This is a genomic window from Streptomyces sp. CBMA291 (genome assembly GCF_014596525.1).
In the GTDB taxonomy this organism is placed as follows: domain Bacteria; phylum Actinomycetota; class Actinomycetes; order Streptomycetales; family Streptomycetaceae; genus Streptomyces.
On sequence record NZ_MSJP01000001.1, the window covers coordinates 24,293 to 38,955 of the forward strand.

The following is a 14,663-nucleotide window of genomic DNA, read 5'->3' on the forward strand; positions in this document are numbered from 1 at the left end:
ACGCCTTACGTGATGTCTCGGGTGCGCAGCAGCCGGTACCCGGCGAATCCGGCCGCGGCGAGCCACCCGGCTATGACCAGGAGAGCGGCCTGCGGGGAGAGCAGGTCGTGGTTCACATCCCTGTACACCGCGCTCATGGCGATGGTGAGCAGGTACTTCGACAGGCCCGGCACCAGGCGCTGGAGGCCGGGATCGACGAGGAGGGTCATCGCCATCACGGCGATGACCGAGCCGATCTGGTGGCGGATGATCCAGCCGAGGAAGGCACCCCAGGGTGCGGCCAGCACGTTGCAGACGAAGACGCCCAGGGCGATCAGGGTGGTTTCCGTGGTCCACTCGGGCCGCAACCCGTACATGCCGAGCAGTCCCCAGGCGGATGCCACCGCGAGGGCGATCGCGACAAGGCCGAACAGGGCTCCCACGGCTGCGGAGACCGTGGCCTTGGCCACGAACAGGCGTCGTCTCCCGGTGAGCAGCACGGAGCGGCTGATCGAACCGGATGTGTACTCCCGGCTGACGGCGATCGCGCCGAACAGGGAGGAGAGGAGGAACGTCATCATCCAGGCGCGGACCACGTCGTCGGTGACGGCGGAGATGTCCGTCGTGCCCGCTGTGATGCCGTCGCGTCCTTCGGAGGCGTAACCGAAGCTGGTGAGCAGCGACATGTAGACGGCGAAGCTGAGCAGCATGATCCAGGCTCGGCCGCTCCATGCCTTGGCCCATTCGCCTCGCAGCGCGTCGCTCATTCGGTGGCCCTCCCACTCCTTGTGCCGGCCAGTTCGAAGAAGCGGTCCTCCAGTCGGTCGGCACCGCCCGTGGTCAGGTCTTCGAGCGCACCCGCGTAGCGCAGGGTCCGCTGGAGGATCACCACGTCGTCCACCGTCTGTTCGACCTCGGCGAGCAGGTGGCTGGAGAGCAGCACGGTGCGTCCTTCGGCCGCAAGGGACCGCAGCAGCTCGCGCAGCCATCTGATGCCGTCCGGGTCCAGTCCGTTGACCGGTTCGTCGAGCACCAGCAGTTCCGGATCCGCCAGCAGGGCCGTGGCCAGCGCGAGCCTCTGCTTCATGCCGGTGGAGTAGCCCTTGACCTTGCGGTCGGCCCCTTCGGTCAGATCGACGAGGTCGATCACCTCGTCGACGCGGGCCGGGGGCAGCCCCAGGGTCCTGGCCCAGACGGACAGGTCGCGTCGGCCTGTGGTGCCCGGGGTCGGACCGATGCTGTCCATGCTCACCCCGATCCTCCGCGCGGCGTGCGGCAGATCCTGATACGCCTGGCCGAAGACGGTCGCGCTTCCCTCCGTGGGGCGTGCGAGTCCGAGGAGAACCCTCAGCGAGGTGCTCTTGCCGGCACCGTTGCGGCCGAGGATGCCGACGATTCGGCCTGGGCGGACCGTGAAGGACAGGTCCTCGACAGCGGAGACTCCGCCAAACCGCTTGGTGACCGAGTGGAACTCGACGACGGCCTGCTTACCCACGCGTGTCCCGTGCCTTCGCCGCGCCGAGGAGCGCCATGGCCCCCGCCAGGGCGACCACCAGGACGGCGACCGCACTGATCCGCGCCGCTCCCGACAGGGTCAGGGCAGCCGCCACGGCTCCCAGCGCGATCAGCACGCACAGGACGGTGACGGGGAGGGCGACGCCTGTCTGGTTTGAGCTCTTCATCCCTGCTCATCTCCACTTCGTGGTGTTATCTTGACTTTCTGCGGGACCCGGACGCCGTGGTGGCGGATAGGAGCTGCCACCACGGCATCCGGATCTCAGCCTGCGGTCATCAGGTGACGGCGATGCTGACAGCGGCGCTCGCGGTGGCGACGCTGACGATGCCGACGCCGATCGAGAAACCGGTCCAGAAGCCGGGGGCCTCCATGGCCTCCAGTTCCTGCATGCCCAGTTCGAGCATCGAGCCGAACTCGTTCTTCTCCTGTGTCTCCTGCATTTCTTACACCTCCTCTCCTCGTTGTCGGCCGAGCCTCACTCCTGTGCGGCTCGACGGGTGGGCGCGCTCACCGGCCTATCGGCAGGTGAGATCAGGTGACGGCGATGCTGACGGCGGCGCTGCCGTACGCGGCAGAGGCGCTGACGATCACACCGGCGCTGATGCCGACGACAGTCCACCAGCCCGGCGCGTCCATGGCCTCAAGCTCCTGCATACCCAGCTCAAGGACCGGCTGAGCCTTCTCGAAGTCCTGCATTTCCCCTCCTTCTGATATATCGGATTTTTTTCTTACATTCCCCGGTCCTGTCCGCGCCAGCGGACCGGACCGGAAGTCTCAAGGGGTCCGCACGAGGGGACCCGCGGCCGCGAGGCGGTCCGCCCGGACGCCGTACGACCGAGGTGGCAGACCTGCTTCCCGCAGCAGGCCCAGGACGTCGTCGTGGCCAAGCGCGCCGAGCATGGGGAGCCCCGCTCCCCAGGCCCGGGTGGTCCGGGACGCGACGGTCTCCTCCTGGCCGGGGAGTGCGGCGACGTGTCGTCCGATCCGCCACGCGTCGATGAGGGCGGCGATTCCGGCAGCCGGATCCGCGGGAAGCGGCTCGGGGCTCGCCGACCTGACGGACGACCAGATCCGCCTCAGCCGGCTTGCGGAGCCCAGCCGTTCATCGCCGCCGTCGATCACCCGCCACAGCGGCGGGAGCAGCGCCGCCACCGCGGTCATCTTCCGCAGGCCCAGCTCCGTGGACAGCTCGTTCGCGATGCTCCAGCCCTTGACCGAGTAGGGGTCGCGGCCCGCCTGGAACGCCGCTCCGTGGCTGCTGCCGCTGAGGTCGGCGATTTCCGCACGCAGCCGGTCCGACGTCCTGTTCCCGGCCTGCCCTGCCGCCGCGACCTCGTATCCGAGCCGTGCCAGCCGAACGGCGGTCCTCTCGGCCAAGGCGTCCTGCTGCGGCAGTTCGCCGTGGTCACCGATGTAAGGGCTCACCACTCGATGGAGTGCTTCCAGCACGCCTTCGGCCACCAGGTGGTGCGGCAGCGTCGAGGTGGCCACCGGATCGATCACCGCCAGCTCGGGCAGAAGCCCGCTCCCCATGACCAGGCGCTTGCCCTCTGGACAGCTCAGACACGCGACGGTGCTCGACTCCGCACCGGTGCCCAGGGTGGTGGGCACCGCGACCAGCGGCATCGGACGGGGCGGCGCGGGGCTGAGCAGCACCATTCCCGAGCGCTGAGGCACCGTCAGACGCCTGCCCGTCCCCGGGTCGGCCGAGATCAGGGTGGCGATCTTGGCCTGGTCCAGGAGCGAACCGCCGCCCACGGCGACCACCAGATCCGCCGTGGTCACACGGGTGGCGAGATCGATCACGCTGTCGCGGTCCCCGGCCCCCTCCAGCACCGAGGTCTCCCGGGACCCCGGGCCAAGGGCCTGTGTCACCCGGCGGTGGATCTCGGTGTCGTGGACACCGGAGTCCACCAGGAGCAGGACGTGACGGTTCTGCACGTCGAACTCGTCGTGCAGCCGTCGCGCGAGGTCCTGGCTGCCGCTCATCACTCGGGCGTTCCCGCTACCGGCCGGCCTCGTCATCGCGACTCCTCCAACGCGGAGTGCCGGCCGATGTAGAGGTCGAGTCCCTCGCGTACGCAGGAGAACAGCTCGTCGAGATCGGAATCGGTGTAGGTGAGGGCGGGGATGAGCTGTATGCCGTTCACCCCCGGGTGGACGATGGCGCCCGCTTCCCGGATCGCGGCCACGAGTGCCGGGACCTCGCTCTGCGGCAGGGGCTGCCCACTGCCGTCCCTCGAAGCGACGCGCAGGGACCGGAAGCAGCCGACGCCCGTCGTGTCCGTCACGTAGGGGTGCTCGGCGACGAGGGCCGCCAGACCCTCCGCCATCCGGGAGCCGAGACGCCGCGCCTGGGCCACGGCGTCGAGCCTGCGCATCTCGGAGATGGTGGCCAGGATGGACGCACAGGTGACGGGGGTTCCCGCCTGCGTCTCGCCGTGGACGAGGACGCTCCCTGTCTCGTCGAACGCATCGGACACGTGTCGTGCGGCCAGCACCGCGGCGGCGGCGCTCGTGCCGTTGGTCAGCCCCTTGGAGACGATCAGGAGGTCGGGAGGCGAAGGCCATGCCTGGGAGGCGAAGAAGGTTCCGGTCCGGCCGAACCCCGTCGCCACCTCGTCGGCCACGAGCAGGAAGCCGTGCTCGTCCCGGAGCTTCAGCAGGGTCGTGAGGTACTCGTCGGTGAGCGGTACCGCACCCGAGCCGAGGACCGGTTCGACCACGACCGCCGCGATCTGCCCGCCCTGGCGTTCCATCAGCGCGGTGAGTTCCGCAGGCTCGTTCGGTGTGACATGCCGTACGAAGCGCTGGTCCACGCCGTACATCTGCTGTCCGAGGTCTTCACCGGTCAGCGCGAACCCGCCGAAGGTCAGTCCGTGGTAGCTGCCTCGCAGTCCCACCACGAGCTTCCGTGCGGCGCTGTTCCTGAGTGCCTGGTAGTGCCGCGCCACCTTCATGGCGAGGTCGTTGGCCGCACCGCCCGAGGTGGAGAACAGCACCCGCCCGTAGTGGTCGGGTCCTGCCACCTCCACCAGGGCTTCGGCGGCCTGCCGCGCATACACGTTCTCGTAGCGGAAGACGCTCAGGTACGACGCGGTGCGCAGCGCTTCGGCTGCCGCATCGGCGACGGCGCGGTTGCCGAATCCGAGGTTGGCGTTCCACAGGCCGCTTGAGCCGCACAGGAGTTCACGCCCGTCGGCGAACCGGATCCGCACACCGTCTGCCGAGACGGCGCACAGGTCGTCCCTGCCGTGCAGGTCGGTGGGCTGCAACGACGGCCACAGAGCGTTCGAGGAGTAACTCACGCGGCGGACTCCACTTCGAGAAGCACGCTGACGTGACGCGGGTCGGCACTGGGCAGGGTGTGGCGGGCGCGCACGGCCAGACCGGCCTCGCCCATCTCCTCTTCCAGCTGGTCGGCGACCAGTACGCGGCTGGTCGAGGTGCAGACCGTCGTCAGGCCCGCTTCCGCCCCGGCCGTCTCGTCGGGCGTCGAGCCCGCGAGGGGGAAGACCGTGACCGTGCGGGTCTCGGCACCGGGCACCCAGTGTTCGAAGAGCCGGTAGCCGGCGTTCGCGGTACGGATCTCCATCACCCTCTCCTCGGGTCCGGTCTCGCCCGGGTCGATCTCCAGGGTGGACATGAGGAACCGGCCTCCTGGCGCGAGATGGGAGCGCACCGACGCGTAGAGCCCCTTCCGGCCTGCCGAGTCGAGCAGCGACACGGAGGTCGTGCCGAGCACGATCGTCTGGAAGAGCCGGCCGAGCGAGAACTCGCTCATGTCGGCCCGCACCAGGGTGCATCGGTCCCTCAGCGCCGCGGGCGCTTCGTCCAGCCGTGCGGCCAGGAGTTCCAGCATGCTTCCGGAGAGTTCCAGCGCCGTGACCTGTCGGCCGAGCGCCAGGAGGGGCATGGTCAACCGCCCGGAGCCGGCGGCCAGGTCCAGTACCGGTCCTGGCGCGGTTCTCACGAGAGAGACGAGTTCACGTACCTCGTGCCCGTCCTGAGCCGCCAAATCGTGGTACACGGCGGCTCCTTTCGCGTCGTAGAGGTCACAGAGCACCGCCCGGTCACCCATTTCGGCCAGAAGCACGCCGGCCTGGCCGGGAACCGTCCTCGAATCCGTCTCCGGAAGCGTCATTTGAGGCATCTCACTTCCCCTCCACGACAAGGGAATTGACGAGGAGCGGGACACCGGCCTGCTCGAACTGCCCGAGAACCGTGGCGACATCCGCCGCACCGGCATACTCGGATGCCCGCTCGGGAGAACCGCACACCAACAGCGCCTCGACCGTTTCGGCCGTATCACGGTTCAGCCGGAAGCTCCGTGCCCGCAGGGGGCTGTGCGCGTACACCTCGTCACCCGCCCACAACAGCAGCGGGAGCCCCGGGTCGACGGCGTCGGCGGGGTCGGGCACCTCGCCGAGCGCGTTCACCAGGCGGCTGCCGAAGCCGGAGACACCGGTGACGTTCAGGCCACGGGCCCGGAGGTCACGGATGCCGTGCAGGACGGCGAGGTAGCGTCCGAGCCACGGTCGCTCGGCCAGCTCCCGCACCCGGTACTCCTCCGGCACGGTGGCGCCCAGACAGACCGCGCAGGGAGAAGCGGAGGCGTCGTTGACCCTTGACCATTCGGCGACGATCCGGTCGAAGCCGTCGCCCACCTTGCCGAGCGGTGCGCCCCCGGGCGACGTCGACATCCGTCCCGACTCGTCCACGTACAGGCGCAGCCAGGGGCCGTCCGGTCCGGGGAGGGCTCCCAGACCGGGCAGATCCGCCAGCTGGACGACCGGTGCGGTGAGGAACTCGGGGAAGACGCCCTCGTTCCGCGCCCGGTCGGCGTCCCGCAGGTAGAGCTCGAAGTCCGTGGCATCCGCCACCCGGATCGCGGTGGCCCCGACGACGGACATGTACTCGCTGACCCCGTAGGCCTGGATCTGCAAGTAGAAGCCGGGGTCGTGCGAGAACTCCATGCCGGGTTCGGCGAGCGATCCCTCGTACGCCACCACCGTGGGGCCGGTGAGGCCCTCCGGTCGACCAGGCGCGAAGACCAGGGTCTCCGCGTCGACCACATCGGATTCCAGGAGGGACTTCAGATGCCCGGCGTCCTCCAGCACGACCGTCCGGGCAGCGGATCGGCCGACCGGACGGTCCGCCGCGTGACCGGTCACCCAACTCATGAGGCGTTCTTTCAACGCGGACATCAAGCCCCCCCTTGTCCCGAATCGTCAGTGCCTAGGAAATGGCAGCGCACATCAAAGCAGCGGCATAATCGCCGTTGAATAGGCAGCCCACAGCAAGCACATAAAGCGAATTAAATTCCAAGCGACGTCGATAAAGCGCGCAGAAAACACGTCCGACTCGTCACTTCGAGGAAGACAGCGCCCCGGAAAGAATCGTCTTCAAATCGGCCGTCGCCGCCTGAGCGCCGACCAAATGGTGAACGCCTGTGACGTTCAGGACGATCTCGTCGACGCCCGCTTCCTCGTATTGCCTGAGTTTCGCCAGGACGCTTTGCACATCGCCGGAGAGAAAGGCTCCACCGTCCACCAGCGCCTGCGCGTCGACGGTCGGGTCCTCCCCTCCGACACCGACATCGGCACGCCTCAGCATGTCGATGTAGTGCGGCCCCTTCAGATGGGCCGAGTTGCTCGCCAGCGCGATCCTGGCAGGCTCGTGCCCTTCGTGTTCCAGTGCGACAGGCACGATGGCGGTCAAGCGCGGCACGGCACGGCCGGCCGCCGCCGCCCCTTCGCTCATGGCGGGCCGCACGACGTCCCGAAGGTAGGAAGCCGGTGTCAGCCATGTGATGGCCACGTCGGCGACCTCCCCGGCAAGGCGCGCCATGCCTGGTCGGAGCACACCGAGGCCGAGTTCGACCGGAGGCGCGGGGAACGGGGAGAGCGCACCGTGGCAGGTGACGTACTCGCCCTTGACGTCGACGATCTCGTTGGCCAGCAGCCCCCGTACCGCCGTCAGGTACTCACGGGCGGCGGTCAGCGGGCTTGCGTAGGGCCTGCCGAGCAGGCTCCGCTGCATGGACTTGCTTCCCGGCCCGAACCCCGCGATCACGGGGTGCCCGGTGGCCATGGCCAGGGACCGTGCCTGCATGGCAGCCTCGAAGGGATGCCGCAGCGGCATGAGGGTCACGCCCAGTCCGACCGGGACCCGGAATCCGGCTCCGGCGGCGTGCGCGAACGCCTGGTGGGTCTCAAGGAGCATCCCCTGCCCCTGCCAGAGCCGTTCAGCCTGCGTCCAGTGCACGAGGCCGGCGTAGGGCAGAACCTGCTCCGGCCTTCTGGGAAGAAACGGCACCAGTACCGAGTAGGAGGTCATGACTCGCCTCCCGCGCACCCACCTGCCGCAAAAACTATTACTCCAGGAAGTGGATCACCTGATTCCGCATTCCTGAGAGTCCGGACCGCTCTCACGGCACCCATATCTCACTCCCCCGATGAACACCCATACAGATCGCCGCGCTTCCTGATCTTGCGGCGCCGTGTTGATCATGCGCCATCTCGTGGCGCTTGTAAAGAAGTTCTTATTCCCGAAAATCGCGCCGTCGCCCGACCGATCCGAGGGAAGCCCTATCCCTCCATTCGGCGGCGAGACCCGGCCCCCTCCCACCCCTCGGCTCCGGACTTCGCCGAGGTGGGGCCTGTCGCCAGGGGCCGGCCGGGGGGCCGGAGGCCCGCCGCCGGGCGGTGGTGAACACACGGCCCGGGGCAGGCGGCGGAGTCCGGATCGGGCCGACGTGACGGAGTGCGGCCCCTGCCTCCCCCGGCGATTCCGAGCCACCGACGCCCCCAAGAAGGCCGGGGCGCACCTTGCCATGCCCGCCCTCCGCCCTGCGAACTTCCAAGATCATTTCCCGGACAGCCCTGGCCTCGGCAAGTAGAGTCGCGGCAGACTCACAGGACGGGAGGTGGACCCCATGCCGATCGACGATCTCCCCGGGAGAGCCGTCTCCAGCCCCGGCGTCCTCCGTTCACAGGCGGCGGCCGAGGCCGATCGCTCCCGGGGAACGCGCGGTCCGAGCCACCGCGAGCGTCATCGAACGGGCCGACGGGTCAACCCGGTTCACCGTCGCGTGCCCACGCGACGCACCGCCCGGCAGCGGGCCGCCTCCGCACTCGTCGAGAGGGGCCTCCCGCCCATGGACAGCGGTGCCGTCCAGTCATCCGCACCGGCCGTGTGCGACGCCGTCCGCGAAGGGACCTCATGAAGGCGCTGGTCTTGGCAGGCGGGACTGGTACCCGTCTACGACCCATCACCCACACCTCGGCCAAGCAACTGGTCCCGGTGGCCAACAAACCCGTCCTCTTCTACGGCCTTGAGGCGATAGCGGAGGCCGGCATCACCGAGGTCGGGGTCGTCGTCGGGGACACCGCGGACGAGATCCGCGGCGCCGTGGGGGACGGCTCCCGGTTCGGCATCAACGTGACGTACATACCCCAGACCGCCCCGCTCGGACTCGCCCACGCCGTGCTCGTCGCCCGGGAGTTCCTCGGTGACGACGACTTCGTGATGTACCTCGGTGACAACTTCATCGTCGGCGGCATCACCGGCCTCGTGGCCGACTTCCAGGCCGACCGCCCCGACGCGAGCATCCTGCTGACGCGGGTGCCCGACCCGCGATCGTTCGGGGTGGCGGAGCTCGACTCCGACGGCCGGGTCGTCTCGTTGGTGGAGAAGCCGGAGTTCCCCAAGAGCGACCTCGCCCTGGTGGGCGTCTATCTGTTCACCCCGGCCATCCACGACGCCGCACGGGCCATCACGCCGTCGCAGCGTGGCGAGCTGGAGATCACGCATGCCCTCCAGTGGCTGATCGACCAGCGGCGGGACGTCCGGTCGACCACCATCTCGGGCTACTGGAAGGACACGGGCAACGTCACCGACATGCTGGAGGTCAACCGTTCGGTGCTGGAAGGCATCGAGCCCAGCGTGGAGGGAACGGTCGACGACAGCACCGAGATCATCGGCCGGGTCCGGATCGAGAAGGGAGCCCGGATCAGGGCCAGCCGCATCGTCGGTCCCGTGATCATCGGAGCCTCCACCGTGGTCCACGACTCCTACATCGGCCCTTTCACCTCCATTTCGGAAGACTGCCGCATCGAGGACAGCGAGATCGAGTACTCCATCGTGCTCCGTCACTCCTCCCTCGTGGGCGTCCGCCGCGTCGAGGCCTCACTCATCGGTCGGGGCGTGCGCGTCCTGCCCGCACCACGCAACTCCTCCGCCCACCGACTGGTCCTCGGCGATCACAGCGAGGTGCAGGTCCCCTCATGACCACCCGCATCCTGGTGACCGGCGGGGCCGGTTTCATCGGTTCCCACTACGTCCGTACCCTGCTGGGCACCGAAGGCCCCCGGGACGTTTCGGTGACGGTGCTGGACAAGCTCACCTACGCCGGGAACACCGCGAATCTGGACACGGTGCGCGGGCACGAGGCGTTCGCCTTCGTGCGGGGCGACGTCTGCGACGCCGAACTCGTCTCGCGGCTGATGGACGAACACGACCAGGTGGTGCATTTCGCGGCCGAGTCCCATGTGGACCGCTCCATCGACGGCGGCGCGGAGTTCGTCCGCACCAACGTGCTGGGCACCCACACGCTGGTCGATGCCGCCCATCGGGCCGGCATCGAGACCTTTGTGCACATCTCGACGGACGAGGTGTACGGATCCACGGACGAGGGCTCGTGGACGGAGGACGAACCGCTGCGGCCCAACTCCCCGTACTCCTCCTCGAAGGCGTCCAGCGACCTGATAGCACTGTCCTACCACCGGACGCACGGCCTGGACGTACGCGTGACCCGCTGCTCCAACAACTACGGTCCCCATCACTTCCCCGAGAAGCTGATCCCGCTCTTCATCACCAACCTGCTGGACGGCAGGAAGGTGCCCTTGTACGGGGACGGCGGCAACGTCCGGGACTGGCTCCACGTGGACGACCACGTCAGGGCCATCGAACTGGTACGCACCCGCGGTGACGCGGGAGAGGTCTACAACATCGGCGGCGGAACCGAACTCGCCAACAAGGAACTCACCGCCCTGCTCCTCGACGCGTGCGGCGCTCGGTGGGACACCAGCGTGATGTACGTGGAGGACCGCAAGGGCCACGACCGACGGTACTCCGTCGACTGGACCAAGATCCGCGAAGAACTCGGTTACCGACCGCGGGTGACGTTCGAGCAGGGCCTGCGCGAGACGGTGCGGTGGTACCGCGACCAGCGTGCGTGGTGGGAGCCGTTGCGGGAACGGGCAGCGCTGTGACGGCCCCCGAGGAGCCGGTCTGGCTCGTGACCGGGGCCGAAGGAATGCTGGCCCGCGACCTCCTGGCCCAGCTGGAGCGAGCCGGCATCCCCGCGGTGGGGATCGGCCGCTCCGGCCTCGACGTCACCGACCCCGACGCCGTGCGGAGAGTCCTGCGGGCCCACCGTCCGGCTCTGGTCGTCAACTGCGCCGCGTGGACCGCGGTGGACGAGGCGGAGGAGCGGGAGACCGAGGCCCACGCCGTCAACGGGACAGGCCCCCGCCTCCTCGCCGAGGAATGCGACGCCGTACGCGCCGTACTGCTACAGGTCTCGACGGACTACGTCTTCGACGGCGACGCCGCACGGCCGTATTCCGAAGACGCGCCGACCGCCCCGCGGTCCGCCTACGGCCGGGGCAAGCTGGCGGGAGAACGGGCCGTTCTGGAGACGCTGCCCCACTCCGGTTACGTGATCCGCACCGCGTGGCTGTTCGGGGAGCACGGACGGAGTTTCGTGCGGACGATGATCAGACTGGCGGGTGGCACCGGCCCCGTCGACGTCGTCACCGATCAGCGGGGCCAGCCCACCTGGACGGGAGATCTCGCCGATCGCCTGGTCCGACTGGGGCAGGCAGCGCTCGCGGGGACCGCCCCGCCCGGGATCTATCACGGCACGAGCAGTGGAGACGCCACGTGGTTCGACCTCGCCAAGGAGGTCTTCACCCTGCTTGGTGCGGATGCCTCGCGGGTGCGCCCCGTCTCCGGTGAAACGTTCGTGCGGCCCGCGGCCCGGCCCGCGTACAGCGTGCTGGGGCACGACCGCTGGCGAGAGGCCGGGATCGAGCCGATAGGACACTGGCGCGAGGCGGTGGCCGGGGCGTGGCCGGGCATGTGCCGCACCGCAGCGTCCTCGGATCCCCTCTGACCAGGGCACATCGCACCCCTCGTCACCCTCACCACCACTCTCCTACCGAGGTGTCAGTGCCTTTGCGCCCCCTGTCCATCGAGGGTTCGTGGATTCACGAGCCGACCGTCTTCCCCGACGAGCGGGGAAGCTTCCACGAGCTGCTCCAGGGGCGCGCACTGCGCGAAGCCCTGGGGCACGACCTCAAGCTCGCCCAGGCCAACTGTTCCGTCTCCCGGGCCGGCACCCTGCGCGGCATCCACTTCGCGGACGTACCGCCGGGCCAGGCCAAGTACGTGGCGTGCGTCCGGGGAGCGGTGCTGGACGTCATCGTCGACATCCGCGTCGGCTCACCGACCTTCGGCCGGTGGGAAGGCGTACGCCTTGACGATCAGGCGCACCACGCCGTCTATCTGTCCGAGGGTCTCGGGCACGCCTTCCTCGCCCTGACCGACGACGCCACCGTCGTCTACCTGTGCTCGGAGGGCTACGACCCCGACCGCGAACACGGAATCCACCCTCTCGATCCGGACCTCGCCATCGCGTGGCCCGACGACATCCCCTTCCTGATGTCGCGGAAGGACCAGGAGGCTCCGAGTCTCGCGTCCGCCGGACGCAGTGGTCTGCTCCCCGTGTACGAGCGCTGCGCGGCCTTCCGCCGGGGGCTGCGCGACGGCTGACCACGCTCGGGCCTCCGTCCCGGCACGGGATCACCCCGCCGAGGCATCCCCCGCACGGCATCCAGCACCACATGACCGGCCTCATTCCGGCAGTGGTGTACACATGGCACACTCGGTACGCTTGAGCGCATGACGCAGTCACTGCCCATAGCGTCCATCCGCGACGTGCGCGCCCACCTGGCGGAAGTGGTGGAGCGCGCGGACCGCGACGACGTACCCACAGTCATCACGCGCCGGGGCAAGGAAGTCGCCGCCGTCGTCTCCATCGAGGTTCTGCGCAAGTACCAGGAGTGGGAAGAGCGCGAGATCAACCGGATCATCGACGAGCGCATGGCCAACCCCGCACCCGGCATCCCGATCGAGGACGTCATGAGGGAGACGCTGGCGCGCGGTGAATGAGTACCGCACCGCCTTCCGGCCCGAGGCGCAGGCCGAGCTTCGGAAGATCCCTCGCGACATGGCACTGCGCATCCTGGCCAAGCTGACGGAGCTGGAGAGCGACCCGCTCGGGTTCAACACCACCGCGCTCGCGTCCCAGCCGGAGCGATGCCGTCTGCGGGTCGGTGACTTTCGCGTCGTCTACACGATCGACGACGGAGAGCTGGTGGTCTGGGTCGTTCACGTGGGACACCGGTCCACCGTCTACGAGACGTAATTGCCGCTGACCCCGCGTCAGAAGATCCAGCACCCATCCAGCACGGTGACGACGAAGGGGTTGGACTCGATCGAGTCCAACCCCTTCTGACCTGCATCTTTGCCACGTCAGCGACGTGGTGTTATTTCATCCGCTCACACGTTGAAGCGGAACTCCACCACGTCCCCGTCCTGCATGACGTACTCCTTGCCCTCCATGCGGGCCTTGCCGGCCGCGCGGGCTTCGGCTACCGAGCCGGTTTCCACGAGGTCGGCGAAGGAGATGACCTCGGCCTTGATGAAGCCCTTCTGGAAGTCGGTGTGGATCACACCGGCCGCCTCGGGGGCCGTCGCGCCCTGCTTGATCGTCCAGGCGCGGGACTCCTTGGGGCCTGCCGTCAGGTAGGTCTGGAGGCCCAGGGTGGCGAAGCCGACGCGGGCGAGGGTGGCCAGGCCCGGCTCCTCGGCGCCGACCGACTGGAGGAGCTCCATGGCGTCCTCCTCGTCCAGCTCGGCGAGGTCCTGCTCCAGCTTCGCGTTGAGGAAGATCGCCTCCGCCGGGGCGACCAGGGCGCTCTGCTCGGCCTTGAACGCCTCGTCCGTCAGCTCGTCCTCGTCCACGTTGAAGACGTACAGGAACGGCTTGGTGGTCAGCAGGTGCAGGTCGTGGAGAAGCTCCGCCTTCTCCGTGCCCTGCAAGACGCCCTGCGAGAACAGCGTGTCGCCCTTCTCCAGGATCGCCTGGGCCGCCTCGACCGCCGCGACCTTGGGCGCCACGTCCTTCTTGATCCGCGACTCCTTCTGGAGGCGCGGCAGGACCTTCTCGATCGTCTGGAGGTCCGCGAGGATCAGCTCCGTGTTGATCGTCTCGATGTCGTCCTTCGGCGAGACCTTGCCGTCGACGTGCACGACGTTCTCGTCCTTGAAGGCACGGATGACCTGGCAGATCGCGTCCGACTCGCGGATGTTCGCGAGGAACTTGTTGCCCAGGCCCTCGCCCTCGCTCGCGCCTCGCACGATGCCCGCGATGTCGACGAAGTCGACCGTCGCCGGGAGGATGCGCTGCGAGCCGAAGATCTCCGCGAGCTTCGTCAGACGCGCGTCGGGGACGCCGACGACGCCGACGTTGGGCTCGATGGTGGCGAACGGGTAGTTGGCCGCCAGCACGTCGTTCTTGGTCAGGGCGTTGAACAGGGTCGACTTGCCGACATTCGGCAGACCGACGATTCCGATCGTGAGCGACACGGTGGCGACTTCCTGAAGGTGTGGACGGGGGGCCGATCCCCCAGTTTACGGGCGGGCCGAACAAGCCAGTGACGCCGACCTTCGGTCGTTCTCGGGGGCAAGGTCACCCAAAGGGCGTGTCCCGGACCCGGTTCCCGCCCCCACCCGACCTACGTTGGTGGAGTGGAGCAGCACAGGACTAGTCAGCCGCGAGGTCGTCGACGGCCGCAGAACCCCGTCACGCCGCCGGGCGCGCTCGTGGAGGGCGCCTCGGTGTACCGGGTGACCGGCAGGACCCGGCGGAGCCCCGGCGACGCGCGCGTCGAACGCGCCTCCGCCCCGGGAGCCGCCGGAAAGCCTGGTACGGGCGGGAAGCCAGGGGCCGGTGCGGGGAAGCCAGGGGCCACCTCGGGGAAGCCCGGGGCGGCCGGTGCGAAGCCCGGGGCCGGAGCCAAGCCCGGTGGCGGCGCCA

The 14,663-nt window shown here is 68.9% G+C and carries 17 protein-coding genes; 6 read left to right on the forward strand and 11 right to left on the reverse strand.

Features of this window, described 5'->3' with window-relative positions; translation table 11 throughout:
- Window positions 1–5: 5 nt before the first annotated feature.
- From BU197_RS00100 to BU197_RS00145, 10 genes are all read right to left on the reverse strand, one after another.
- Window positions 6–746: an ABC transporter permease gene (locus tag BU197_RS00100; protein ID WP_188266060.1), complete on the reverse strand. Its 741-nt coding sequence runs from the start codon at window positions 744–746 to the stop codon at window positions 6–8.
- The gene (locus tag BU197_RS00105; protein WP_188266061.1) at window positions 743–1,474 is read right to left on the reverse strand and encodes an ATP-binding cassette domain-containing protein; all 732 of its coding nucleotides are present in this window, start codon (window positions 1,472–1,474) and stop codon (window positions 743–745) included. The genes BU197_RS00100 and BU197_RS00105 overlap by 4 nt, the downstream gene beginning before the upstream one ends.
- Window positions 1,467–1,661 carry a hypothetical protein gene (locus BU197_RS00110; protein ID WP_188266062.1) on the reverse strand — a complete coding sequence of 65 codons (195 nt, stop codon included), beginning with the start codon at window positions 1,659–1,661 and terminating at the stop codon, window positions 1,467–1,469. The genes BU197_RS00105 and BU197_RS00110 overlap by 8 nt, the downstream gene beginning before the upstream one ends.
- A gap of 109 nt (window positions 1,662–1,770) precedes the next feature.
- Window positions 1,771–1,935: a daptide-type RiPP gene (locus tag BU197_RS00115; protein WP_188266063.1), complete on the reverse strand. Its 165-nt coding sequence runs from the start codon at window positions 1,933–1,935 to the stop codon at window positions 1,771–1,773.
- Between the two features lie 91 nt (window positions 1,936–2,026).
- Window positions 2,027–2,191 carry a daptide-type RiPP gene (locus tag BU197_RS00120; protein ID WP_188266064.1) on the reverse strand — a complete coding sequence of 55 codons (165 nt, stop codon included), beginning with the start codon at window positions 2,189–2,191 and terminating at the stop codon, window positions 2,027–2,029.
- 78 nt (window positions 2,192–2,269) lie between these two features.
- Window positions 2,270–3,484 carry a daptide-type RiPP biosynthesis dehydogenase gene (gene mpaC, locus BU197_RS00125; protein ID WP_262928214.1) on the reverse strand — a complete coding sequence of 405 codons (1,215 nt, stop codon included), beginning with the start codon at window positions 3,482–3,484 and terminating at the stop codon, window positions 2,270–2,272.
- Window positions 3,485–3,516: 32 nt separating this feature from the next.
- A complete protein-coding gene (mpaD, locus tag BU197_RS00130) occupies window positions 3,517–4,803 on the reverse strand; it encodes a daptide-type RiPP biosynthesis aminotransferase (protein WP_188266066.1) in 1,287 nt (428 codons plus the stop codon).
- On the reverse strand, window positions 4,800–5,648 hold the full coding sequence (gene mpaM / locus BU197_RS00135; RefSeq protein ID WP_317452160.1) for a daptide-type RiPP biosynthesis methyltransferase: 849 nt from the start codon (window positions 5,646–5,648) through the stop codon (window positions 4,800–4,802). The genes mpaD and mpaM overlap by 4 nt, the downstream gene beginning before the upstream one ends.
- Before the next feature lies 1 nt (window position 5,649).
- Window positions 5,650–6,678: a daptide biosynthesis RiPP recognition protein gene (gene mpaB, locus BU197_RS00140; protein WP_188266068.1), complete on the reverse strand. Its 1,029-nt coding sequence runs from the start codon at window positions 6,676–6,678 to the stop codon at window positions 5,650–5,652.
- 184 nt (window positions 6,679–6,862) lie between these two features.
- Entirely contained in the window at window positions 6,863–7,834 is a 972-nt protein-coding gene (locus BU197_RS00145; protein WP_188266069.1) for an LLM class flavin-dependent oxidoreductase, read from the reverse strand.
- Between the two features lie 885 nt (window positions 7,835–8,719).
- On the opposite strand from BU197_RS00145, the gene BU197_RS00150 reads away from it, so the two are divergent.
- From BU197_RS00150 to BU197_RS00175, 6 genes are all read left to right on the forward strand, one after another.
- Window positions 8,720–9,787, forward strand: coding sequence for a glucose-1-phosphate thymidylyltransferase (locus tag BU197_RS00150; RefSeq protein ID WP_188266070.1), 1,068 nt, complete (start codon window positions 8,720–8,722; stop codon window positions 9,785–9,787).
- Window positions 9,784–10,770 (forward strand): dTDP-glucose 4,6-dehydratase, encoded by a 987-nt coding sequence (gene rfbB, locus BU197_RS00155; protein WP_188266071.1) that lies wholly within the window; start codon window positions 9,784–9,786, stop codon window positions 10,768–10,770. The genes BU197_RS00150 and rfbB overlap by 4 nt, the downstream gene beginning before the upstream one ends.
- Window positions 10,767–11,675 (forward strand): dTDP-4-dehydrorhamnose reductase, encoded by a 909-nt coding sequence (gene rfbD / locus BU197_RS00160; RefSeq protein ID WP_317452161.1) that lies wholly within the window; start codon window positions 10,767–10,769, stop codon window positions 11,673–11,675. The genes rfbB and rfbD overlap by 4 nt, the downstream gene beginning before the upstream one ends.
- Before the next feature lie 62 nt (window positions 11,676–11,737).
- Window positions 11,738–12,334 (forward strand): dTDP-4-dehydrorhamnose 3,5-epimerase family protein, encoded by a 597-nt coding sequence (locus BU197_RS00165; RefSeq protein ID WP_188266089.1) that lies wholly within the window; start codon window positions 11,738–11,740, stop codon window positions 12,332–12,334.
- A 129-nt stretch (window positions 12,335–12,463) separates the two neighbouring features.
- Complete coding sequence (locus BU197_RS00170; RefSeq protein WP_188266072.1) at window positions 12,464–12,733, forward strand: type II toxin-antitoxin system Phd/YefM family antitoxin; 270 nt, start codon at window positions 12,464–12,466, stop codon at window positions 12,731–12,733.
- Window positions 12,726–12,989, forward strand: coding sequence for a type II toxin-antitoxin system RelE family toxin (locus BU197_RS00175; RefSeq protein ID WP_188266073.1), 264 nt, complete (start codon window positions 12,726–12,728; stop codon window positions 12,987–12,989). Before BU197_RS00170 ends, BU197_RS00175 begins: the two co-directional genes overlap by 8 nt.
- Before the next feature lie 134 nt (window positions 12,990–13,123).
- On the opposite strand, the gene ychF is transcribed toward BU197_RS00175, so the two are convergent.
- Window positions 13,124–14,212: a redox-regulated ATPase YchF gene (gene ychF, locus BU197_RS00180; RefSeq protein ID WP_188266074.1), complete on the reverse strand. Its 1,089-nt coding sequence runs from the start codon at window positions 14,210–14,212 to the stop codon at window positions 13,124–13,126.
- Window positions 14,213–14,663: the final 451 nt, after the last annotated feature.